This is a genomic window from Nitrobacter hamburgensis X14, from assembly GCF_000013885.1.
Classification (GTDB): domain Bacteria; phylum Pseudomonadota; class Alphaproteobacteria; order Rhizobiales; family Xanthobacteraceae; genus Nitrobacter; species Nitrobacter hamburgensis.
The window spans coordinates 4157469-4179606 of the sequence record NC_007964.1 but is presented as its reverse complement, the minus strand read 5'-3'; the positions used below and the strand labels follow the sequence as shown (position 1 = coordinate 4179606).

General features: G+C 58.1%; 17 protein-coding genes and 7 pseudogenes. 5 read left to right on the top strand and 19 right to left on the bottom strand.

From position 1 onward, the window contains the following. Window positions 1–141: 141 nt before the first annotated feature. Window positions 142–566: pseudogene (locus NHAM_RS19485) on the bottom strand (DUF983 domain-containing protein). A gap of 25 nt (window positions 567–591) precedes the next feature. Between NHAM_RS19485 and NHAM_RS26945 the strand changes: the two are divergent. Beyond that, window positions 592–790, top strand: a pseudogene (locus tag NHAM_RS26945) (transposase); the annotation flags it as partial. A 425-nt stretch (window positions 791–1215) separates the two neighbouring features. Here NHAM_RS26945 and NHAM_RS19475 read toward each other — a convergent pair. Next, window positions 1216–1527, bottom strand: coding sequence for a polyhydroxyalkanoic acid system family protein (locus NHAM_RS19475; protein WP_011512145.1), 312 nt, complete (start codon window positions 1525–1527; stop codon window positions 1216–1218). 715 nt (window positions 1528–2242) lie between these two features. Beyond that, window positions 2243–3348, bottom strand: a pseudogene (locus NHAM_RS25300) (ATP-dependent DNA ligase); the annotation flags it as partial. Window positions 3349–3357: 9 nt separating this feature from the next. Here NHAM_RS25300 and NHAM_RS19465 point away from each other — a divergent pair. Continuing rightward, window positions 3358–3595, top strand: a pseudogene (locus NHAM_RS19465) (hypothetical protein). Between the two features lie 431 nt (window positions 3596–4026). Here NHAM_RS19465 and NHAM_RS19455 read toward each other — a convergent pair. Further along, window positions 4027–4428, bottom strand: a pseudogene (locus NHAM_RS19455) (IS66 family transposase); the annotation flags it as partial. A gap of 575 nt (window positions 4429–5003) precedes the next feature. Here NHAM_RS19455 and NHAM_RS19450 point away from each other — a divergent pair. Further along, complete coding sequence (locus tag NHAM_RS19450; protein WP_011512144.1) at window positions 5004–5507, top strand: ferritin-like domain-containing protein; 504 nt, start codon at window positions 5004–5006, stop codon at window positions 5505–5507. A gap of 405 nt (window positions 5508–5912) precedes the next feature. On the opposite strand, the gene NHAM_RS27675 is transcribed toward NHAM_RS19450, so the two are convergent. The 5 genes and pseudogenes from NHAM_RS27675 to parS all read right to left on the bottom strand — a co-directional run bounded on the left by NHAM_RS27675 (window position 5913) and on the right by parS (window position 9216). Next, on the bottom strand, window positions 5913–6065 hold the full coding sequence (locus tag NHAM_RS27675) for a hypothetical protein (RefSeq protein ID WP_198136958.1): 153 nt from the start codon (window positions 6063–6065) through the stop codon (window positions 5913–5915). Window positions 6066–6116: 51 nt separating this feature from the next. Then, a complete protein-coding gene (locus tag NHAM_RS19445; protein WP_011512143.1) occupies window positions 6117–6479 on the bottom strand; it encodes a PRC-barrel domain-containing protein in 363 nt (120 codons plus the stop codon). A gap of 1133 nt (window positions 6480–7612) precedes the next feature. Continuing rightward, window positions 7613–7819: pseudogene (locus NHAM_RS28435) on the bottom strand (ISL3 family transposase); the annotation flags it as partial. 498 nt (window positions 7820–8317) lie between these two features. Beyond that, the gene (locus tag NHAM_RS19435) at window positions 8318–8779 is read right to left on the bottom strand and encodes an RES family NAD+ phosphorylase (protein WP_011512141.1); all 462 of its coding nucleotides are present in this window, start codon (window positions 8777–8779) and stop codon (window positions 8318–8320) included. After that, on the bottom strand, window positions 8779–9216 hold the full coding sequence (parS, locus tag NHAM_RS19430; RefSeq protein ID WP_011512140.1) for a type II RES/Xre toxin-antitoxin system antitoxin: 438 nt from the start codon (window positions 9214–9216) through the stop codon (window positions 8779–8781). The genes NHAM_RS19435 and parS overlap by 1 nt, the downstream gene beginning before the upstream one ends. Window positions 9217–9324: 108 nt before the next feature. On the opposite strand from parS, the gene NHAM_RS19425 reads away from it, so the two are divergent. After that, entirely contained in the window at window positions 9325–9621 is a 297-nt protein-coding gene (locus NHAM_RS19425) for a hypothetical protein (RefSeq protein ID WP_245269948.1), read from the top strand. A gap of 19 nt (window positions 9622–9640) precedes the next feature. Here NHAM_RS19425 and NHAM_RS19420 read toward each other — a convergent pair whose 3' ends face one another. Together NHAM_RS19420 and NHAM_RS19415 are read right to left on the bottom strand one after the other, a co-directional pair. After that, window positions 9641–10465, bottom strand: coding sequence for an IS5 family transposase (locus NHAM_RS19420; RefSeq protein ID WP_157043692.1), 825 nt, complete (start codon window positions 10463–10465; stop codon window positions 9641–9643). A gap of 190 nt (window positions 10466–10655) precedes the next feature. After that, a pseudogene (locus tag NHAM_RS19415) lies at window positions 10656–11012 on the bottom strand (transposase); the annotation flags it as partial. Window positions 11013–11266: 254 nt separating this feature from the next. On the opposite strand from NHAM_RS19415, the gene NHAM_RS29360 reads away from it, so the two are divergent. After that, window positions 11267–11611 carry an HNH endonuclease signature motif containing protein gene (locus NHAM_RS29360; protein ID WP_081435036.1) on the top strand — a complete coding sequence of 115 codons (345 nt, stop codon included), beginning with the start codon at window positions 11267–11269 and terminating at the stop codon, window positions 11609–11611. Window positions 11612–11682: 71 nt separating this feature from the next. On the opposite strand, the gene NHAM_RS19405 is transcribed toward NHAM_RS29360, so the two are convergent. The 8 genes from NHAM_RS19405 to NHAM_RS19370 form a co-directional block, all read right to left on the bottom strand. Continuing rightward, window positions 11683–12156 (bottom strand): hypothetical protein, encoded by a 474-nt coding sequence (locus NHAM_RS19405; protein ID WP_157043691.1) that lies wholly within the window; start codon window positions 12154–12156, stop codon window positions 11683–11685. Window positions 12157–12400: 244 nt separating this feature from the next. Further along, window positions 12401–13525, bottom strand: a complete 1125-nt coding sequence (locus NHAM_RS24160; protein ID WP_049769378.1) for a hypothetical protein — start codon at window positions 13523–13525, stop codon at window positions 12401–12403. Further along, on the bottom strand, window positions 13515–16355 hold the full coding sequence (locus NHAM_RS19395; RefSeq protein WP_011512135.1) for a sensor histidine kinase: 2841 nt from the start codon (window positions 16353–16355) through the stop codon (window positions 13515–13517). The genes NHAM_RS24160 and NHAM_RS19395 overlap by 11 nt, the downstream gene beginning before the upstream one ends. Before the next feature lie 749 nt (window positions 16356–17104). Next, the gene (locus tag NHAM_RS19390) at window positions 17105–18388 is read right to left on the bottom strand and encodes a DUF2130 domain-containing protein (RefSeq protein WP_011512134.1); all 1284 of its coding nucleotides are present in this window, start codon (window positions 18386–18388) and stop codon (window positions 17105–17107) included. Window positions 18389–18545: 157 nt separating this feature from the next. Continuing rightward, window positions 18546–20162, bottom strand: coding sequence for an AAA family ATPase (locus tag NHAM_RS25280; protein ID WP_011512133.1), 1617 nt, complete (start codon window positions 20160–20162; stop codon window positions 18546–18548). Continuing rightward, window positions 20159–20536 (bottom strand): hypothetical protein, encoded by a 378-nt coding sequence (locus NHAM_RS19380; RefSeq protein ID WP_011512132.1) that lies wholly within the window; start codon window positions 20534–20536, stop codon window positions 20159–20161. Before NHAM_RS19380 ends, NHAM_RS25280 begins: the two co-directional genes overlap by 4 nt. Window positions 20537–20609: 73 nt before the next feature. Next, window positions 20610–21374 carry a metallophosphoesterase gene (locus NHAM_RS19375; RefSeq protein WP_011512131.1) on the bottom strand — a complete coding sequence of 255 codons (765 nt, stop codon included), beginning with the start codon at window positions 21372–21374 and terminating at the stop codon, window positions 20610–20612. Then, a complete protein-coding gene (locus NHAM_RS19370; RefSeq protein WP_157043690.1) occupies window positions 21371–21958 on the bottom strand; it encodes a hypothetical protein in 588 nt (195 codons plus the stop codon). Before NHAM_RS19370 ends, NHAM_RS19375 begins: the two co-directional genes overlap by 4 nt. Window positions 21959–22138 lie beyond the last annotated feature (180 nt).

Below are 22138 nucleotides of genomic sequence, written 5' to 3'. Positions count from 1 at the left end.
TTCTTCGTTCGATAAGGTGACGTCGTCAGAGAGAAGGGAGGGTCTGGCTCATCAGGGAAAGAGTTAGCGCGCCCAGCGCCAGACCCCATAAAATCTTTCTGCGCAGCGCGACCAGTTCATTTCAGCCACCACGCATTCGCGTCAAACATGGTCGACAAAACTCTCGTCAAAACCGTGCATACGGAGGGCCCATTGGAGGCCAACCACTCCGCCCTTGATCGGCTGAATCAGAAATAAGGCCATGAACAGCGTCATCGGCAGATAGATCGCCCACTGAAGGACCAGCGGCGGCGAAAACCCTTTCTCGATCATCAGCGCCAGCCCACGACGTGGCCGACGACGACGATGACGAGATAGGCGGGCAGGTCGTCAGCGCGGTGCGGCTTGAAGTCTAGCCCGCATTCGGAACAATTGTCGGCGGTTTTGAGAAAGGCGCGAAAGAGCTTCCCTTCGCCGCATCTCGGGCAGCGGCTGAAAAAGCCGCGCCTCACCGCGGCCCAGGCGTTGCGCTTGCCGCCCATCGCGGGTTCCCCGGTCCAGATTTTGGTTTCTGTGGTCGCGGTCATGATTTGCCCTTTTACGGTCATTGCCATGGTGCACCCTATCCGGCCGCCTCCTTGCCTATTTGATCTGGCTCAGAAAGTTATAGCTATCTTGGATGGCAGGGGGCCTGACTTCGAACGGCGGCGTGATGCTTCTGGCGATCACCGAGCAGCATCTCGGTTTGGCCGACAAGTTGGCCCGGGTGTTCCCGGATCGGCGCAACCCGACGCGGGTCGTACACAGCCTTACCACTCCCCACTCCCGCCAGAAAAATCGACGAGGTCCCCGACGATATCCGCATGCGATGGATACGGAGCGGCGCAATCCGAATTGATCCGCGAAGCCGTCGTGCTTACCGACGGGAAGGCGGCAATGTGGAAAGGCGCGGCCGTATACGAAAGACCGGTGGCCTGACCAGTTTGGATTCGGAAGTCTTCCATGCGTATTGTGGAAAGCCGATGCGAATTGCCCAAATGGCGCCCCTAGCCGAAAGCGTTGCTCCCAAGCTCTGCAGCGGCACCGAGCGGGTGGTGGCGTGGCTCTCCGGGGACAATGGACATTTGATATTTGTGCGCTCAGGTATCCCCTCATTCACACTCATGAGAAGGCGCTGCGATATTAAGCTTGCTTCGTACCCTGCCGCAAGTTCAAAGAGCTTGGCTGGGAGACGGCTCATTTCTTTGTCAGCATCAATGTGCCTTGTTTCCGGATGGTGGCTTGGAGTCCGCGGGCGATACGATTGAGCAGCCAAGGAAGTGTGACCTCGATACGGACGTGATCGTCGAAAACATCGATGAGCCCGGCCACGGGCTGCTTCATAGCGAGCACAGCAAATACTAGGCGGTCTCCGCTCCAGATTTCTTCATTCACCTGAATCAATCTGCTGTACTGACCGCGCGCGCGTTCGAGCCCCATCTTTAGCCGGCGCACAGCTTCTTGTCTGCCAAGGCGGTGAGGGATTCGGACAACGAGGGGCTCAGTCAAGGCTATCCCTCCCTTTCGCCTACTTCGTTTTCGCCCGCGATTAGTTCGCACCCATTCTTCCATGGCGCGTGTTCGCCTGAACCAGCCGTGCGAGAATTTGCGTCCGCCGGGATGCCTTTGGTTGAAACTCGTTTGCCCTGTTCAAAACGCTCTGGAAGCGTGTTCATGGGAGACCCTTCATTGAGCGCGATATTTGCGGCTCGGAGCAATTAACTTAATAGCATAGATTTAGTTGCGCCGCCGTCCTCGTCCGGAAAGGAACTGCAAATCCGGGTGCGTTCAACGGTAATCAGGGTTCATCCAGATTTACCAGCCACAGGAACACCGCGGCGTGTCGTTTCCTTTCACCTTTAGGTGACGGATCAAACCATTATACACGCCCTGACGGAGAAGCGGTCGAATGCTATGCTTCGGCGTGGTTTGGACGCCGATTGGCGGTCCCGTATCACACCAATAAGATCAAGGCCTTAGACTCGCGTGTGCCCGATTGAATTGTCACAATTCGTTGCGCATTCACGGCGGTGCATTCTCATCCTGATTGTAGCGCCGCATAAGCAGTCGACATATTCGTTTAGCGCAGAATGTGCATGACAATGACAAAGTAGGGCCACAAAAGAGCGGCATGCCGTCGATGCGGGTGGATAAAAGCCGTCTGGATGGGCGACAGCTGGGCTATCCACGCATGACGGAGGTCTCGCAAACGGTCTTCGGAAGATCATGCACGCTTCTCCGGCGCGTCTTCCAGCCAGCCCTTCGGTGGCCCCTCTGCGGTTTCAATCTTCAATAACCGCTCCAACGTCTCCAACCGGTCGGCTTCTCCCGGCGGCTTGTCCCAGCGCAGCCGGTTGATGCGCGGAAAACGCATCGCGACGCCGGACTTGTGACGCGGCGACCGCGCCAGTCCCTCGAACGCCACTTCCAGCACAAGCCCCTTGTCTGGCTCATGAACGACATGACGTACAGGACCAAACTTTTCCGTGGTGTTGCGGCGGACGAAACGGTCGATCTGAATCAGTTCCTCGTACCTTCGGCGTCTGGACCAAAGACGATGGGAGCGATCAGCTCGTGCCAGTCGGCAAGGCCTATTTCGGTTTCACCGAGATCATCCCAACTCACAAAAGAAACATGTGGTGACAGATCGATGCGTGGATCGTTAAGCTGCGCGATTAAAGTCTCGAGTCGTTTGCGGCGTTCGGAATACGGCAATTCGCGCAAATCGGCATCCTCGTCGGCGAGCAGGTCGTAGGCGCGAAGATGGATTGGATAATCCTTCATCAGTTTCGGCGTGACGGATTTGCGAATTGAGACGCCGCTGCAGCACATTGAAGCTCTGCACTCGCCCCTCGCGCAGCACGAGTAATTCGCCGTCGATCGCGCCCGGCAGATGCAGCGCCGGCAAGAGGTCCGGAAAGGTTTTGGTAATATCTTCGCCGGTGCGAGAATAAAGCCGCACAATGATGTTGCCATTCTCATTGCATCCGCACACGGCCGGCCTGTACGCGGATGCCGTCCCATTTCCACTCGGCGATAAAATCTCCCGGCGCAAGATTATGGAAATCGGTTTCCTCGATCGCATGTGCCAGCATCACCGGCCGAAACAGTACCGGATCGCGATTGACTGGTTTGTCGCCTTGCCCTTCCAGCCAGGCGAACAGATCGGTAAGGCGGAGACAATCCCGACCAGAGCAGTTCGATCTCATGCGCTTCCTTATTTCCGAGCGTAGCGGCGGCAGTTTTAGCGAGCCGCGCGGAGACGCCAATGCGCAAGCCGCCCGTGACGAGTTTCAACAGCGCCCAGCGTCCAGTCTCGTCAAGTTCGTCTGAGCCAGCGTGTCGCCGGCTCCTGCCCCGAATTCGGCCAGTTGCGACACGGCCACGTCGAACGGAACGACGACGGGCGAGCGCAAGGAACCGCTGGGTGATAAGCTGGCGAAATCCGACGGCGTGCTGTGCCCGCCTTTGGGTGTCGATCCGGAGATCCGCGCGCCGACCCCGGAAGGCGGCAATACGCCGGTTTATCCCGCCGCCCGGCAGCCCCGGCGGCGATCCTACTGTTCGGCCAAAATAAGCGCTTTCGGCGCGCTCAACCGCAAAGTTTCCGGCCCTCTTATTCCGCGCCTCTGCTCCTAGATTCTGGCGATGAAGCTTCTCACCGTCATTGCCGGCGAATCCATGCCAAACGACTATTGCTTGATCCATGAGGGCCCTAGCCTCGGCAGGATCAGGCTGGCCGAGGAGAAATCATCCCAGGGCGTGGATGTGGAATGTCAACCATCACCCTCAACCACACCAGTGTCCCTGCTACGAGCAGTGCGAGTAATGAAGCGCGGCCTCGCTTCGAACCCGCCGCTTCCGGTCCCGTCATGGGGCAACGGCTCGGCCGATAGTCTGGAAACCGCCAAGAACGAGTTTAAGTGTATGCATACGACGAAGACCGCCTGATTGACGCATGCGCGCGGGCACGGCGGGTTCTATGATGGCGGGGCAATTGTGTGAAGGTCAGGCGGCCTGCTGATCGGCGGGCTCGTCGGCTTGGCGCAGGCGTTTCCACTCCCAGGGCAGCAGTTCGTGCAGACGCGATGCGGGAAGATCGGCGATACGGGCGAGGACGTCGGCGAGCCAGGCCTTGGGATCGACGTCGTTGAGGCGACAGGTCGTGATCATCGTCAGCATGATGGCGGCACGGTCGGCGCCACGCTGGCTGCCGGCGAAGGTCCAGTTGCGCCTTCCCAATGCGATACCTCTCAATGCGCGCTCAGCACAATTGTTGGTCAAGCAGATCCTGCCATCGTCGAGGAAGCGGGCGAAGTCGTCCCAGCGCCTGAGCATGTAATTCATAGGCTTCAGGACCGCGGAGGAGCGCGAGAGGGTCTCGCGCTCGCGGAGCAGCCAGGCGTGCATGTGAGACAGCCGCAGGAAGCCCTTCCAATTGGCGCGGGGTGCCATGAACCCAAAACTCCATCTGCACTGAGGCTCAATATAAAGCCTGACAGTGAGAAGGGGAGTCGGTTCAAAGATTTAAACAGTCAGGGCAAGTGTCGCCGAGCCCGAGCCTGATGGCATCCATCGCCGCGAGGCAGGCTTCCGGTGTGGCGCCGGGGAATGGGTTCCGCCAGGCCTCTTTCCCGCGCCCGGTTCCAAGCGTCCGGGTCGGCGCGGTCGAGCCGGTGCCCGTGCTCCGTGCATTCGACCACCGCCCCCTGGTCAACCAACGTTCCGAGAGCCCAGCCATCTAGCGCGAGAAAGGCGGGACGGGTCTGACGCGAGAGGTTTCGAGCGGTCTTCCGCTGACTGACGACATTCATAGGCGGCCTCGAATCAGTTGACGTCGGAAATATAGCACGCCGCAAAAGCGCCGGTCGTTCGAACTCAGAGATCAGAGGAACGTTTGGATGCCACGAGCATTTGGAGTCCTGGACGGCCCTCCTTCACCCTCCGATTCCACCAACGGCGGAGCCGCCGCGAGGTATTTGAATATGAGCAGGATCGAAGAAAACCTCATGGCGTGGCTTCGCAATGCCCACGCAATGGAGGAACAAGCTGTGACCATGCTAACCAGCCTGGCAAGCCGGACTGGCGACTACCCCAATGTCAAGGCGCGGATAGAAAGCCATCTGGCCGAGACGAAGAGGCAGGCTGAAGCGCTCGAGGAATGCATCAAGCGCCGCGGCGGCGAGACCTCAACCTTGAAGGATCTGACCGCGAAGATGCTCGCTTTCGGCCAAGGCTTGAGCGGCATGTTTGTCGACGATGAAATCGTCAAGGGCGCGATGGCAAGCTACACGTTCGAGCACATGGAGGCGGCGGCATACCGGGTATTGATCGCTGCGGCCGAAGCGGTCGGTGACACGCAAACACAAGCGGTGTGCGAACGCATCTTGCAGGAAGAGCTTTCCATGGCTTCTGATCTGGAAGACCATTTGCCGGAACTGACGCGCAAATATCTGAACCGTTTGAAACCGATGCGTATGAGTTCATAATCACGCGAGTCATAGTCGCAAAGTTGTCCCCAATCGCCGGTGAAAAATTGCAGGCCTGTACGAACATGTCGCGGCCGTCGACCGGGAAGCTCTCGCTGAACTGGACGTCAGTATCGGCCGGCAGTTTTTTAAGGCGGCCATCTTGCTCCCACAACTCATAAGCCCCGCCGATGATCTCTTCTTCGGTAGGTTCGGGCCTCACGCGCGCTCCTTTGGTGCACCATGTGGGGTGCGCGATTGCGAGACCGTGCAGAGCCACGAACGCGGCCCGCAGGTATAATTTTGACGCCGCAAGTTCAGTTCCGCTTCGCAGGTTCACAGAATTGCGCGGCCCTGCGAGGAAGATGCAACTCGCAGAGCCGCGCGAAGGCCGCGGGAACGATGCGCGAGCCGCCAAGTCAGAGCTCAGGTTGCGAAGTACAGGATGTAGACAACCACGAAGGCAACCACGACCAGTCCAGTCCCCGCGACGAGAACATTACGTACCGTAGGCCCGCGCTCTGCGCCGCGCGCTTCGGTTGGCGTCTCAACTATCCGTCCGTTTTCTTTGTGTGGCATCGTTCTCTCCCTGAGAAAGTTTCGACATATGGGGAGGGGGATCAACTGGGATCAACCGGGTTTTATCACTTCATCGTTGTAGTAGTCGTCGAGCTCGGCGTATCGGGCGTTCCAGTCAAAGATCGTCTCGGTGCCGTGCTTGGGCGCGCCTTTCAGCCGACTCTCGCTGATGTCGCTACGGTACCCGCCAAGCTCGGCGTCGTATCGCAGCACCTTCCAGGGAACCGGGTAATGGTCGTTGCCGATCCCGAGAAAGCCACCGAAACTCAGCACGGCGTAGGCAATTTCCCCGCTGGCCGTGTCGACCATGACGCGCTCGATCGAACCTATCTTCTTGTGGTCGGCGCCGTAGACGGCTTTCCCCGACTCTTTATCGCTGTCGATCAGGTTACTGGCTCTGGCTTCGGTGGACATTGGCTTCTCCTTTGCTAGGAGGAAAAAAACGCGATTGGCGTGGCAAATGTTCCCCGGCGCCGCGTTTCCGATTTCATGGCCAAAACCGCCGCGGCGTTTGGCTGCGGTTGTATGAAAGCCAACCCGAGAGCGCCGTCACGATGATCAAGCCGGTCGCGATGGCAATGAGGAAGTAACGAGACATGCTCGGCAACGCCGCCGCGAACCATAGTTGCGACCGCACGTTCGTGGCTGGCTCGAAACGTCCTGTTTATTTTTGAGGCTGCAGACCGGGCGACCGCACCCACTCGTCGATGAGAGCGTCTGTATCTGCTTGCGTCGCTTTCTTGGCCGTCCTTGAACGCGCCAGCCGCCAAGAAGACCGCGAAGCCTGTTGCTACGGTGTGAGGGAGGTAACTGTAACAGACAGCCCTCAAGAGCAGCCTGCCAACCCTCCTGTCGCCCGGCCTCCGGCGAACGGTTGACACTCGATTCAGTCCTGCCGCCCGTCGTCCGGCGCCGTCTCCGGCCATGGAATCCGGCCTCCGGTCCCCCGTCGACCGGCCGCAATATGCTCGAATTCTGCCGGCCCGGCGTGACGGTCCACCGATCCGCGGTCGGAATCCGCGAGCAAGCCCGCCGTTGGCGGAGGGGCGTGGCCCGGTTCACCGTAACCGTGGGTGCCGGTCGACCGGCTCCATCGAAGCGGTCTCGGACGGGATGACGCGGGCACCGTGCGGTGGTCTCGTTCTGCTTGCCGGGGTTGACGCTTGCAGGGCGGGGACTCAGATTCCCGCTGCGGGAGAGCGTGATGACGCAATCGAAACGATGACATCGACCGGATCGTCGCCGCGATCGACGCGACGCGGACCGCGGAGCAATGGCGTAATCCGGATCGCCCAGACAGCCGCTTCGTCAAACGTCGACGGCGTGCGTCAGGATCCAGCGATCACCCGCGAAGACGCGGCTCCGGACGGCCGACTGGCGCAACAGACTCGACCGGCGCGGAGCGGCGACGACCGCGCAAGTCGGAATGAGCCTCATCGTTGCGCTGGTGACCTCGGATTTCGATGAGCTGACCGAGAGCGATCATGGACTCGTCGGGCATGCGCTGACGGATCTCCATGCCCGTGGATTCTCGATCGCCTGATCGCTTCGGACCGACGTCGACGTGTTGTCCACTCGCCAACCGAACGCAGGGATCCCCGGAACCCCCGCGCCTGCAAGCGACGCCAGAGTTCGGCGCCGTTGCGACAGCCACCGCGCCACTCGTCCTCAAGGAGCAGATAATACGCGTCGAGTGAGCGCTGCCGCGTTTGGAACATGTCGGTTCGCCCGCCACGCAAGATCTGGCGAACGAGATTCACCCGATAAGGTTCAAGGCTCTCAGCCCGACATTTCTGCGGTGTCCCTCCGTGAATGTCGCGCGCAACGAAGTCGGGCGATTTCCCTGGACCTCGCTTTGCGCGCTTTGCCGCCGTCGCACCGATCGACGCCGCGACACGGTCGATGAAGTACCGGCCATCGACGATCGCGGCGATCTGCAGGCGATCGAGCAGCCAGAAAACCGGCACTCCCATACCGAAATCATCGCTGAGGATCGTCTTCTGATGGGCGTCGAGGTGGGCGAAGGCCGGCGTCAATCGCAGGTCCAGGTCGGGCGCAATTGCGTGGAGATAGCGGGCCCAAGCAAACTCGCTGAGAGAGACGCCGGAAGCGTGCGAGGGCGTGGTCAGATAGCCGATCGTCAGGAGGAAGTCCGCCGGCAAACGTCGCGGGAAAGGCCGGGAGATCGGGAGGCGTCGGCCAGGTCGATTGGTCGACGTGAACTTGAAACACCCTGTCCATCCGGTCGGGCCTCAGAACAATCGAGGATCGAGCGAGAAAGACTCCTCGGCGACGATGCTGACATCGGCAGCAGCCGGATGGCTGTTGTTGATCAGCACGTTCAGATCGGGAGAGTCCACGATCGGCACGATCGCCGAGGGGACGCGCAGCAAGAGCGTCGCGCGCCCCTCATGCCAGGCATCTCCCCTCTCCTGGCTCCAGGCCTCGTGTCGCCGCCAATCGGCCGGGACATCTTTCAGCAACACATCCTCGATTTCCGTGGACTTGGAAATCTCGTAGGCGACCATGACGAGCTCCGGCAAGAGTGCCGGATCCTCGACATGGACGAGCTTTTCGAGGACGCAGAGCGCTGGAGAGGTCGCGCAATAGGTGACGGCATGTCCCACGGTATTCCAGCGGCCGTCGAAATGCAGGCCATAGCCGCCGTCCAGCGCCTTTGCATGCTGTTTGCCCGACAGGCGCCAGAGCAGCATCAGGCGGCGGCGCCCCAGGCGATCTTGCCGAGGATGGTCTCGATGACCCGTGCGCCGGCTTCGGTCTGCGCGACAACGAGCGGTGTCTCGCCACCTAGCTCGGTGAGCGGGCGGCGAAGCCAGCGGCTCGCTTTGTCCTGATAGCCGAAGGTCTGCTCGGCCAGCGACTGGACGCGCAGAAGGCGCACGGCCCGATCCGACTCATCGACCGTCAGCGGCTGCTGCTTGTCGGCGCGATGACGGCGGGTGCGCTGTGGGATCACGAACCTCTCGATCTCCTGATCGCTCATTCCAGCCTGGCTCAATCCACGTAGCACAGACAAGGGAAGCCTGTTGCGGACGGCGAGGGCCAGATCGGCCTGAGAGCGCACGACCGTGCCGAGCACGCCTTGGCCTCCGAGCTTTCGGGCGACTTCCTCGACGATGGCGATCGACATGAAGGCGTCCTTGCGGTCAATGGCAACGTGCCGTAAGTATAGTCGGCATATTGCCGGATAGCAAGGGCAGCTTTTCCTGACAGGATGGCTCGGAAGGATATCAGGAGCATGGGTGGAGCAGCCGGAATACTGGCATACAGTTCATTGATCGGACGTTTCACATGCCTGAAGTACTTTGATCGTGTGAAGGTATCCAGCACGTTTGAAGATGGCAGCAGCTTCCAGGACCGTTCATTCAAGATGGGCCTGGAGAAAGATATTATTGTCAATGAGAAGCTCATGCAGTCCCGTGCCAAGGACTCAGGGGCGGTCGTCGAAATATCTGGCATCAAGGCGATCAAATTCCCGGACAAGCGGCTGGAAACTATTAGCCGTGTAGTAGTCGAACGGTCCTTACTTCGTTGATAAGAGCCTGTTTGTAAAATCAGGGATGAGCGTTTCTGCGGATGAGAACACCGCCCATGGCGACGTGGATCATTGCGGTTGATACATCGATGCGACGTTCGTAATCACGCACGAGTCTGCGCCCGCGGATCATCCAGCCGAAAGTTCGTTCGACCACCCAGCGGCGCGGCAGGACTTCGAAGCCCTTCTGCCCGTCGCGGCGTCGGATGATTTCAAGTGCGAACTGTAGATAGGCGGCCTTGTCCATCAGTTTCAGCCGGTCGTAGGCGGCGTCGGCGAACAGATGTTTTACCCACGGCCAGCGTTTGCGGATCGCATCGAGGATTGCTTGCGCGCCGGCGCTGTCGGAGATGTCGGCAGTTGTCAGATTGATCATCAGCAATCGCCCGTCTGTATCGACCGCGATATGACGCTTTCGGCCGACGATTTTCTTGCCGGCATCATAGCCGCGTGTCTCGCCATGCGGCGCTTTGACCGACTGACTGTCGATCACCGCAGCAGACGGGCTTGCTTCACGCCCTTGCCGTTCCCGATCGAGCATCAGTTCGACGTCATGGATCGTCTGGAACAGGAAGCGCCGCGCCAACTCGCGGAACCAGCCGTAGACCGTCCGCCAGTGACCGAAATGCACAGGCAGCATCCGCCAGCCGCAGCCCGAGCGCACGAGATAGCGCACCGCGTTGATAACTTCGCGAAATTCGACTTCGCGGGGCCGGCCCCTGCGTCCGGGTTTCGGCATCAGCGGCGCGATCCGCTCCCATTCCTCGTCCGTCAGGTCAGACGGATAGCGCTTGGTCTTCCGGGCGATCCTGGCCATCCGGCCCCGCTGCTTGCGTGTCCACATTCCAAGTGTGAATCATATTCGCAGACAGACCGGAATCCCAAATCATCCCAATTTTCAAACAGGCTCTAACATTACAGTCGTAATTTTTGTTTGATGTGGGCTTTTTGAGCGACGGCCTGGTGAGCGCGTCGCCACAGCGACCATGCTATGACATAGCCAGGTCGTATTCGTTTTCGGGCGAGCCGCTGCGCTATTCTGCGGATTTCCTGGACCGACCAACGGATGAGGTCTCGCGCGTTCGGATTGCGCGCGATGTGTTTTTTTGGGACGGCGCGTTGGCTTTTCGGCGAATGGCGGCCATCATGGCGAAGGTCAACATGACAAGCGACACGTGACGATGCCAGCCATGCCAGGATCGCGTTTCATTGTGATCGAGGCCGAACTCGTTCTTGGCGGTCTCAAAGCTGTCTTCGATCGCCCAGCGATGTCCTTCGACGGCGACCAGCTGCTTGATGGACGTTCCGGCGGGACACCAGGTGGTGAAGTAGGCGAGTTCGCCATCGACGATATGGCGTCGGATCAGCAGGCCGCGCGTCCACAAGCCGCTGTGTTTCGGCGCGGGGTCTCGACCACGATCGGCAAGGGGGTCCCATCATTCCAACTCAACGAAATCAATGGGCTGAAGGGGACTCCATGATGCCGATGGGGGTCATTTTTTGATCAGCATTCACACTTAAAGCTAGACTTAAGGTCACATGCTTCGCGAGATATCCCGTTCAAACAAGGCGGCCCTCGTCGGACGCGGACGATGGTCGGCAAAAAGCGCTTCGTTCAGTCGCCCTTAGGCAGGGGCAAGCCAGGATCCGGGAGAGGCTGCTGGAAGTCTACAATGCAGAGTGTGCTATCACCGGGACGAGAGTTGTAGCCACACTTCAAGCCGCGCATATCTTTCCCTACAGAGGCGTCGAAACTAATTCTGTGCGGAATGGTATTCTTCTGAGAGCCGATATCCATAACCTTTTCGATTTGGGCCTCATTCAGATTGAAGCGGGGTCATTCAAAATATTGCTTTCACCAGATCGTCTACAAAGCCCTTACGCCAAATGGCATGAACAGACGCTGCGCCTGCCGTCGAGGAAACATCAGCGACCTAGCGGGGCGGCTCTAGAAGAGCGATTTCGATATTTCTCAGAGAAAGAAAAATAAGGAAGAATCGAATAACGCGAGGGTGGCTCACCGAACGCCATCGCGCTTTCCAATCTTCTTGCTTACAGCTTCTAAACAAAAGGGCAGAGGAAGGCCGAGCTATTCTTTCGGGGAGTCGACCAGCTTCCGGCAATAGAATCGAAATAAGGCTTCCAGATGCTTTCGAACTGAGGAGTGATGAGACGCTCGTACCGCGGATCTTGCCTCAGCAATTTCCATGACATCCCTGCATAGTTAGCCAAAACGAAATCTATCGCGAGTAATCCATCCATCGGCGGGTGCATCAACCGAGGTGGATCTAACAGTAAGGTAGCCCCCAATTGGCTTCCAAGCTGAGACATTCGCGACCCGCCGTACTGGAAATGGTAAAGCGGATGGATGTCGTCCGTTACATGCGGTGTCGACTTTGCCTTGTCGATGATGTGACGATCGAAGTGCCAAGCCGCCTTTAGCTCAACCCCATTGGCCGTATTGGCATATTTCTCGACGTTAATCTCAAGCTCGGCAAACTGGTCGTCTATGTCTGCGTCAAATCGGCCGATCAATGAGAGATTGAGTTCGATCCGAAAGTTACTCGTTTTCTGAGGCAGTGTGCCCCTTGGTGTGTCAAGTCGAAACACAAGATTTGCAATGTTGTACCCCCACGAGTCTCTTTCGTGAGATGCCTGTTTCGCGCATTGATCGGCTGCACTGCTTAGAGGTGAGATATCAGCGCAAATACCTTTCTGATTCAGTATTAGGCCTAACGACCTAAGTGCTGTGGCGGCCGTCCTGCGACGGTCGTCGTAGTTATTTTTTTTCGTCATCTCGCAAAGCCGCCATCATTTCAGCAATTCTTGGTTGCTCGAACGGATGAATTTCATATCCTTCCGACTTGTGAGTCCTGTCGAGAATGGACTTGACTGATGCATAGATCCCGTCTTGCCACTCGCGTCGCTCAACGGAGAGTTGGACCGCGTCCGTTGGTGCAATTGGTTTAGACAAAAGCTTACACACAAACCAGAAACGAGCGTCGTAGCCATCAACGAGTGGATGAGCAGCTGTCAACTTCGATAACTTGAACGCAGATTTCAATGCACTCACCCTTTCGCTGGCTTCGAGACGCTGTATAGGCGAAGAAGGGTGCACCTCTTTGAACGCTGCCAGCAATTTGAACATCCACCATCGGGGCCAGGCATTGCCAAACGTTCCAGTGTACTTTGTTGCGCTTAACTTCGATTTTAGCCTCTCCCAATCGTCCGACGCCTCGATATCAACGCCGAGGCGAGCCGCTAACAGGCGTTCGTCGATTAACGGGCCGGCACCAAAGATTAGATTCTGAAGGATGGATCGAGCAAAGGCGTGCGCAGGATAGCTACGATTTTCAGCGATATCATTAGCTATGCGCGGGTCTATGATACTAAATGCATCGGGAAGATCGATTAAACGACTATAGATGTTCTTGATCGTGCGCGACTTGAGCGCATTGATGTTTTTGTATCCAAGCGCAAGATCAATCAACTCAGCGGCCATTCGTGGCGCGTCTGCCGTTACGGATCCTTTGTAGTACTTGCGGTCAAACAGATCGTGGCCAGTCTCATCCTTGTCGTATGATAATTGAAAGTTGTCATCTACCGACCACAGAACCAAAGGACGCGATGTCATTTCGCCTTCGGTCATCCGTGTTCTTAATTCTTGAGCCAGCGAAAGCGCCCGGTAATTGACTCTCGCGCCGGATTCATCAGCGGTCCGGTCTAGTCGTAGATCCAGAAGCAATCCGTCGAACTCGGCCTTCAAAAGCATGCGAATCTCGTCATCAAAGTTTGCCGGGGTGCGGACTTCAAGTTCGAAATCTGGGCCGCTTTGCTGCAATAATTCGACAATAGGTCTTACAGCACGTGCATCATCGTCTAAGCAGAGATACCTAATAGGCATTGTCAGGGATCTCCTCATCGGAGGCTTCTGGTACGCTGACGCGGAAGCAGGTTGAAAAACCTTCGGCCGCGGGACGCAGTGCAATCTGGCCGCGGGCGGTTTCAACGATATCCTTCACAATCTTGAGCCCCATCCCCATACCCTCGAAAGTGCCGTCTTCCGCGGAAGCTCCCGTGGCCCAAGTAGTCGTAAAGAACGCGTCGAAAATTCGAGTAGCGTCGGTGGCCGGAATCCCGTCGCCATTATCCATGAAGTCCAAGAAGATGTTTCCCTCGTTGCGTCCGCATTCTATTTGGATGCGACCGTTTACGCCCGCCCGACGAATTGCCTTGAGGGAGTTTGTGAAAAGATTGATCAAGATGGAGGCCCACTCGGACTTGTGCATTGGGCGGGTAAACAATGACACGCCTTGGAAGGCGGTTTCCAGGGTTAGCTCTTTCCGGTTGAGCTTAGGCGATACAACTTTCACAAATGAATTTACGACGTCTCGTATTTCTAAGGCGACGACTTCACGGCTAACGTTGTCCCGGACCGTCGCGTCGAAGTAAGTGAGGTAACCCTCGAAGTCAGCAATTTTATCCAGCAGCGCATCCGCTTGTTTCGGTTGAGATGCTTCTGTCTGGACGCTCGCGGCAAGCAATGATGCCGACGCTTTAACCGACTCGAGCGTTATCCGAATTTCGTGGGTGAACTCTCCGATTGTTAACCCCAAGGTTGCGAGTACTCTCATCATGCCGAGTTCTTCAAGTAGAGCCTGACCGGTATCTCCGATTTCGATTACCGAGGATCGTATCGCATCAACAACCTGCGCCAGTGCTAAAGTATAGGCCGGGTCCCCGTTCGCGTTTTTCTGAAGAGCGCTGAGGCGCCCCAAGAGTTCTTCGGCCTGTCCCTTCGGACTACGTTGCTTCTGTCGAGTATCGGTGGTTGTCAGCTTTCTGTCGCGAGCAGCGGCTATGGGCAGGATGGCTGTTTTTAAGACAGCAGAAACGAAATCTTTTAGCTCCACAAATGATTCGTTTTCCAGCAACCCTTCGCGGCTAGAAGTCTCTTCGAAGTTCGTGCCGTCTACATCGCTGATCTCAACGAAGCCCAGAAAATTTCGGTTACTGTGCGGTGGCAAGACCTTACGCAGCAGGTTTGATGCATTCAGCTTCAACCAATCATCGAATCTCTCTCCATAAGGGAGCACCCGGAAGCCATTACGATAGAGGCGTATTCCACCGCTACTCTGCAGTTTATCAGCAACTTTTGATCTGAAAGCCCGTTGGGTTTCTTTGTCGATGTAGTAGTAGGCTTTGAACCTTACATTCTTTAGATGGGGGTAGGGCTCTGCAGGAGTGTCCTTGTTTGGTCCGATAGTTGATGGACCGCTATCAATTCCAAATTGAGTAGACTTCAGCGTCCAACTCGCATTTCCCGCATGATCAACGAAGCCTTCAATTTCAGCGAGTGCGTGTCTAAAAAAGGCGGACCAATCGTCCGCAACGATTTCAAGATCTCCACTCCTTTCTCGAGCGAACGACGCCTTAAAGCCGGGGTCTGCTCCACTTGCGGTGGCCGCAGCGAGAGGAAATGGCTGGATCAGTTCAGCGATATGCCGATGGGATCGTTCAATCTGAGCATCTGACCAGCTGTCTCGTAGGTCTAGAATCGTTAGGCGTGTGCCATGCTCGAATGGCTTTTTTATTCGGGTTATTTTGCTTGGAACGGCAGATAGATTTCGATTGGCGACAAACTCATCCCAATCGATATCGAGGCGCAATCCGTTGCGAGCAGAATGAGTCGTAGTTTCGAGTACGAGACGACGCCCGAGTCGTTGAGCCGCAAATCGGCCAATACCTTTACGCCCGGCCTTTTGTCTGGCGAACAGCTCGCTTCGCGAATGTTCCACCTTGTTGGGTGTCGACAACCGCATGAAGCCCGCTTCAAGCTGCTCGATATTCATTCCCGAACCGTTGTCGTAAATCTCTAACGATGTCTGGGGGGCGCTCGCAGTGTTGAAGATCAAATCCACCTGAGTCGCATCTGCGTCATAACCGTTTTTGACGAGTTCAGCCACGGCCGTTTCTTGCTTGGCGACCAGTTCGAGTCCAAGCCTAGAGATGTGGCTGGCGTCTACCGAGAAGAAAAGCGTCCCCTCACCGTGCAAGAGCAAGAAGCCGTTGCCCGCGCTCAGCTTTTCTGAGAGATGATCTGTATGTTCGTAACCTTGTCGCGTTAGAGCATATCTAGGGCTACCTGAAGAATCGTCTGACCTTGCGATAAAACCCCGTTCGAGAAACTCGGATGTTACACGAGCAAGCCAGTCTGGCTCATGTGGCAGATTCAGGAAATCCGCAGTGACACGCAAATCATAGCTTAAGGGCTTTTGGCGGTCGTGCGAGCGTCCGTCTTCTCCGATTGAATCTTGAACCATGCCAGCGAGTTCGAAGAGAAATACGTCGCGAAACTCCTCGTAGCTAAGGTCTCGAATCGGAGGAGGCACGTAGTATTTTTCGTAAAGCAACGATGCAATACGCTCAAATCCACTGTTCAAGTAGACCCAGTGCTCATCCTCGGCATGATCTTTCGATGGGCTGTCATGCGATGCTATCGATTCATATCCGTTATCCAGCTCATGCCCTAACCTATCGAGCCAGTCCGGCTCGTAGGTGAGACCAAGGCTGTCTGCGACTAGCCTGTAATTAACCATCCCGTTTGGATTGGGTGGCGCGGCAGGCTTCATCAAATAGTCGGTCAAACCAGCCATTCCGATGAAGGTCAGATCGCGAAACTCTTCGAAATCGAGCTGCTTGCCTCGGAAATTTGATTGCGGTCGCGCCATCATTGCAGAAAAATCCGAGCATCCAGAACAGCATCTCTACCTGTTAGCTGATTGCCATACTAGATTTCTAAATGACTTAAGGAGCTAACTGACTAAGAGCGCGTCCCGGATCGCCCCTGCGGCGATGTTGATACCTAATGCGGCTCCGAAGGACGTAGAATATGTCACGAGATTGGTAAACACGATTGATCGGCGATAGAAAAAGTCTAGCAAAATCAGCTGCAACAGGTGTGCTCTTCGCAATCCTTTTCTGTGCACCACATATGGCCAGATACTCGACGCCTAGCGTAAAAGCTGCTACACAACGGCCAGCAGGCTCGCCTAAAAGATCAGCGATTTCAACGGCTTTATAGGGCTTTTGGTGTTTCCCCTAGGGAGCGCCAGTCTTTTCAATAGCTTGTGTTTCGGCGCGGGGTTTGGACGCCGATCGGCGCCGGGGTCACTATTCTCACATCAATAAAATCAAAACTTTAGATTGCGCGTGCGACGATTGAGGGGGTCAAAGTTCAATCAATATTCACAACAGAGCGTCAAGCATGGAGGGCGGGCGGATTGGATGTGCACAAGGCGACGGTTTGCGTGGCGATTGCCGAGAGCGGCCAGCCGACGGTCGTGGTCACCACCGATAGTTTGTATGAAGGCATCGGAGAGTGACTCCTCCCGCGCCAAGCAGACCAATAGCTTAGCGTGCCGATCGGCGTCCAGATCCCGCGCCGATTAACACGGGTATCCGCGCAAAGCGGTCCGTCATTTTAGCTTGAGCCGTTTTTACTGGCTGCACCATCTTCGATCATCAGGACGTCAAGGCTTTCGATCTCCTGCATGGCACGGCCGGCGATGCCTTGGAGGTCGCCATAAAGGCCGGCGGTGGAGTCGAGAACGCCCTTGAGTTGTTCCTCGCGCTTGGCCCACATCCTCATCATGGTCTTGCGCTCGCGGTCGAGGTCGGCCTGCATATCGGTGAACTTCTCGACGATGGCGTCGATGCGGTGACGGAAGCGGGGGCCGGTCAAATATTGATAGACCAGTTCCATCTTGGTGTGCTGGCCGGCCGCAGCCTGGCGGCTGCCGGCGAGATTGATCAGCGATTCTCGCAGTGCAATGGCGAGCGGAATGGCGAAGCGTGGCTCGGAGACCCAGACGTTATCAACGAGGTCGAATGTCTCGACGCCCTTGGGCAGGGCAGCCGAGACGATCAGCGCGATCTCGGCCTTGGCCGAACGCTGATCGTCGCGCAGTTTGGCGAGCCAGCCGTCGCTCCAATTTTTGGTTCGCTTGGATTCCCAAAGGATGGCGCCACAGCTCTGTCCCGCGGCGCCGAGCACGCGGTGAAGGACGTCACCGCCGAATTCGCCCTTCGGCACCGGCTCTATCAGGTCACGCGGGAAGCGGCCGCGCAGCAGAGATTCCAGTTCCAGTTCGAGTGCTTCGCCCTGCAGTTGCTGGGAGCCCTGACTCGCCTTGCGTTGCAGGTCTTCAATCTGACGCTGCATCCCCGCGATCTGAGCTTCTTTCTCAGACACTTTCGCTTTAAGAGCTTCTTCGGCCTCAAGCTTTGCCTTATCCCGGATAGCTAACAGGTTTTCCTGCACCTTTTTCTCGATCGTGAGCTCGATTTCCCGCTTGGCATCATCAAGCTCGCGGGACTTACGCATGATCTCGGCCTGGGCCGCCTGGGCCTCGGCCAATTTGGTGTTATTTGCGGTCAGGTTCTGTCGCAACTCGGCGAGTTGCCGGTCGCGTTGTTCGAGATCATTGGCCAGTGCGGTGCGGGCTTTCTTTGCCTCGGTTTCGGCGATGGACGCACGCTCGGCTTTCAGTCTAGCTGCGACCTGCTCATCAATGGCTTCCTTGGCTTTGGCGAGATCGTCCTGCGTCTTTTTGAGTGCCGCTTCGCGCCTGCCGAAGTCAGCTTCCTTCGCCGCAAGCTGGTGCTCGAACTGCCGTCTCGTCTCGGCGACAAGTGGGGCTGCGAGGGATTCGGTCAGTTTGATTTCGGTATGGCAGTTCGGGCAGACGATCTGGGGTTCGGTCACGGTGGTGATCCTGTGCATGTTGGCGCCAAATGTAGCGAGATTCGCGAGATTGCCTAAGACGGAGATGCCCGCCGGAGCGGCAGCCGGACGTCGTGGTAGCCGGGACGGCAACCATGCGTGATGAGGCCGATCGTGCATGAGATTATTTTTGTCTCGCTCAATTCCTGGCCGCGCGAAGATCGCGTTCGCGTAGGATGGCCTCGACCAGCCTGCGCAATCGGCGGACCGAGCCGCCGCGCCAATGGGTGGCGACGGCCATTCGCTCGGTGCCATCGAGCGGAGCGACCCATCTGCTGTCGAGACCGCGTTCGCCGACGAGGTCGGCGGTCACCGCCGGCAGCAGCGCGTCGAGATCGTTCGCGGTCGGTTTTGGGAAGGTGATGACTCTGAACCTGTCGCGGATTGGCGATGGCAACGGATCGAGGCTGTTGGCGGTCGCGATATAGCTGACCTGGCTGAGATCGAGCGTGATCTGTAGCGCAGGATCCGGATAACGGGCATTGGTTTCGGGTTCGAGGAATCCGAGCAGGCAGTCCCACAGCCGGCCGTAGTCGGTACGAGTGCCGGCCTTTTCGATCTCATCTAGCAGGACCAGCGGATTGGCGTGTTTCGCCCGGCCGATCGCCAGGAACGGATGACACGGTTCGGCCGAGTACCAGCGCCGGTCCGTGCCAGCGAAGACGGCGCCATCGGAGCGTGAGGCATCGGTGCGCCAGACATTGAGGCCCAGCACCTCGCCGAGACGCCGCGAGAACCGGGACTTGCCGCCGCCGGGATCGCCGACCAGCAGCAGCGGCCGCAGCCGCACCGTCACCCGGCCGACCAGGTCAGCAAGCACAAAGTCGATGACATCGGCGGCATAGGGGAACTCGAACATCAGGAGCTCACGTACCTCATGCAGCGGCGGCGACTGCACGAGCGGGAGCGTGACGTTGATCACCGATTTGAGCGGACCGATAATGTCCTTTAGCTTGATATTCTTCATCTCCTCGTCGGTGAGGCGGGCGACGACAAGACGATCTTCCGGAACAGCCACACGAGGGGCCGCGGTCTGGCTCTCGACGTCGTTGGCTTTCTTCCTCTGCTCTGCCTGTTTTTCTTCCTTTTGCTTCGCCTTGTCCTCGACCAGCTTCCAGACCGAAGCCTTTGCAGCCTCGACCCGGTGCTCCGCCATTCGCGCACCGACAATATCCGCGGTGTAGGCCGCAGACCGGTCATAACGGCTCAACAGAAGGCCGCAGGTGGGAAGTGCCACCCAGCCAAAGCAGAACCGCTCGAGGTCCGAGCACAGCTCCTCGTCATCGCTGCTGCGCGCAAAACCGACGAATGCGATCAACAGGCTCTTGGCCACGCGCCTGTGTTCGCCAAAATGACAGATGTCGGTCGGCACCGGCAGCGATAGCAGCCGCACGCAGTCGGCCAGGGACCGCAGATCCGTCCGGTCTTCGTTAACCGCCAGACGGTCGAGCTCGCTGGCAAGCAGCAGGCCAAGATCAGTCACGAGGTCCTGGCCGGATTCGGTCTCGCGGCCGGCAAGCCAGCCGGTGGTGAGTGCGAGATCCGGGCAAAGCTCGGTGATCTCCGCCGCGAGCCGCTGGTCGATGTGCTTCGCGGCGGTTGACACCAGCATCGCATAGCGCAGGACGCGGGGCAGATTCTTGAGCCGGTCGTCGGCCTCCGAAGAGTCGGCGGCGGCACCAGTTGTGATCGCATCGTGGTCGATCGTCGGCAGATCCGGATCGCTGAGCTTGTCGGCGGTGGGGTCGGTGCTCATACGTCGTCCTCCGGCTCGTGGTCGTCGCGGGTGTCGTGCGGCTCAATCCTTAAGGACGAGATCAGGCTGGCTTCGCCAGGGTTCGCAGGCGAGCCGAGTCGGTAGAAGCGCGACAGGGTGCGGATCCAGGTGCCGCTTGGATCGGCAAACCACAGCGGCGAGGTGATGATCATGCGATCCTCGACCTGGCCGATGAGCCGCACACCTTCCGGCCTTTGGACTGGTACCCAGTATTCGAGAAGGGGAGCGGTCTGCAGCAGAGAGGGCGAGACCGATTGAAGGTGCGCGGCGTCATCGGCCAGTACTCGCAGCCGGTCGATCAAGCCGGCGGTGATGTGAGAGGGATCAAGAAACGGATAGAGTTGCGTCAGCATGAACACACCTGCAGACTGATGACGTCGACAAACAGCGGAATGAGCGGGATCGAATGTTCGGGGTAGGACGACGTCAGGGATCGACCTCGACGACCAATTGACCGTTGAACCGCGGGTTCTCGTTCCCGTAGCCATGCGGGTTCGCGACAATTCGGGTTCGTCCGATCCGGTAATCGCTGGAGTTATGGACGTGACCGTGCACCCAGAGAGCGGGCTGGTAAGCTTCGATCAGCATGGAGAGGTCGGAGACGAAGGCCCCGGTCAACGGGTCGCTCTGGTAACGGGGCAGGACTGAGTCCCAATGCGGCGCATGATGGGTCACCACCACGGTCGGGAATGACGTGGCCAGTATTTCGGTGAGAAACGCCCTTGATTCGTGATGCAGCCGCGCCGCCTCCTGCGGCCGGAACCGCAGCCAGGGTTGCTTCTGCCAGCCGATCAAGCGATGATCGTTCATGCCGTGGGCGCAGGCGTTCATCACCTGCGGAACATTCGCCGCGCCGAAGATCGCGTAGTCGGTCCACAGCGTTGCACCCGCAAAGCGCACGCCGCAAATTACGGTGTTGTCATCCTCCAGCAGGTGGATGTTGAAGGAGGCTGCCCGTTCCCGGGCCAGCGCCAGCTCATCCGGTATGAATCGGCGGTAGTACTCGTGGTTGCCCATCACCATCACGATGGGGATGGCCAGCGGCACGATCTGCCGCAGGTGCTCGAACGTGCGCACCGCGCTCTCGCAGGTGTCGCCGGCGACGATGACCGCGTCGACACCGTCGGCAATGGTGATCGGCTTGATCGAGGCCACGTCGAGGTGCAGGTCGGAGAAGATCTGAAGCTTCATGCGCGGTCTCCCATAAAGAGGGCATCGCCATGATGGAGCGAGCGATCACCTTCCGCCGCCTGAGATGCCTGAGCCTTCTCCTTCGTCCTCATCTGCATGACACGGCGCAGGTTGAGTGCAAGCCACGACAGCGCCAAGTCCCGGGCAAAAGGGTGATCAAGGGGAACGCGGCGCAGGATGTGCGACAGCACCAGAGCGGATGCCGCATCACCGCCAAGCGCATGCAGCGCAACAGCGTTCATCGCGAGATCGACCTCGAGCGTTACAGTCGTGATCGGCAGGCAATGAAGCGCAATCGCGATGCTGGCCGCGGCGTCGCCGCGCATGCCGCTGAGCCACTCTCGCCCCTTGATCAGGCTGACCTTCTCCAGGGTTGCCCGCAACAGCAGATGCTGAGCGTCGTTGAGCCGATCCGCCGGCATCGTGCGCCACCATTGTAGTGGCGTGACGTCGTCCTGATTGAACGGCCATGAGATAATCTGACGCGGGCGAGCAGCCGGCCGGGCTGCATACTCACGCGGCGATGTGATCGGGGACAGTACGGCTGGAGCGCCTGTAACCAAGGTGACGTCGGAGGAACGCACGACAAAGCTCTCCTGTTCGCGCAGGCAGACTTGCGCGTTAATCCCCTCAAGGGATTGGTTGATTGAGAGAGAGAGAGAGAGAGAGAGGAGCAGCTCCGGTCAGGGAGCTCTCGCCTTGCCACGCGGGGCCGTGCACTGCCTCATCGGGCCACGCCCCGCCACGCCTGCGGCGCGCCGGAT

Bases quoted from the DNA above. Each gene is read 5' to 3' on its own strand.
- NHAM_RS27675 (WP_198136958.1), bottom strand. From the start codon at position 6,065: ATGCCACACAAAGAAAACGGACGGATAGTTGAGACGCCAACCGAAGCG.
- NHAM_RS19445 (WP_011512143.1), bottom strand. From the start codon at position 6,479: ATGTCCACCGAAGCCAGAGCCAGTAACCTGATCGACAGCGATAAAGAG.
- NHAM_RS19450 (WP_011512144.1), top strand. From the start codon at position 5,004: ATGAGCAGGATCGAAGAAAACCTCATGGCGTGGCTTCGCAATGCCCAC.
- NHAM_RS19425 (WP_245269948.1), top strand. From the start codon at position 9,325: ATGGGTGGAGCAGCCGGAATACTGGCATACAGTTCATTGATCGGACGT.
- NHAM_RS19380 (WP_011512132.1), bottom strand. From the start codon at position 20,536: ATGCTGACGCAACTCTATCCGTTTCTTGATCCCTCTCACATCACCGCC.
- NHAM_RS19375 (WP_011512131.1), bottom strand. From the start codon at position 21,374: ATGAAGCTTCAGATCTTCTCCGACCTGCACCTCGACGTGGCCTCGATC.
- NHAM_RS24160 (WP_049769378.1), bottom strand. From the start codon at position 13,525: ATGCCTATTAGGTATCTCTGCTTAGACGATGATGCACGTGCTGTAAGA.
- NHAM_RS25280 (WP_011512133.1), bottom strand. From the start codon at position 20,162: ATGAGCACCGACCCCACCGCCGACAAGCTCAGCGATCCGGATCTGCCG.
- NHAM_RS19395 (WP_011512135.1), bottom strand. From the start codon at position 16,355: ATGATGGCGCGACCGCAATCAAATTTCCGAGGCAAGCAGCTCGATTTC.
- NHAM_RS19420 (WP_157043692.1), bottom strand. From the start codon at position 10,465: ATGTGGACACGCAAGCAGCGGGGCCGGATGGCCAGGATCGCCCGGAAG.
- NHAM_RS19435 (WP_011512141.1), bottom strand. From the start codon at position 8,779: ATGCTGCTCTGGCGCCTGTCGGGCAAACAGCATGCAAAGGCGCTGGAC.
- parS (WP_011512140.1), bottom strand. From the start codon at position 9,216: ATGTCGATCGCCATCGTCGAGGAAGTCGCCCGAAAGCTCGGAGGCCAA.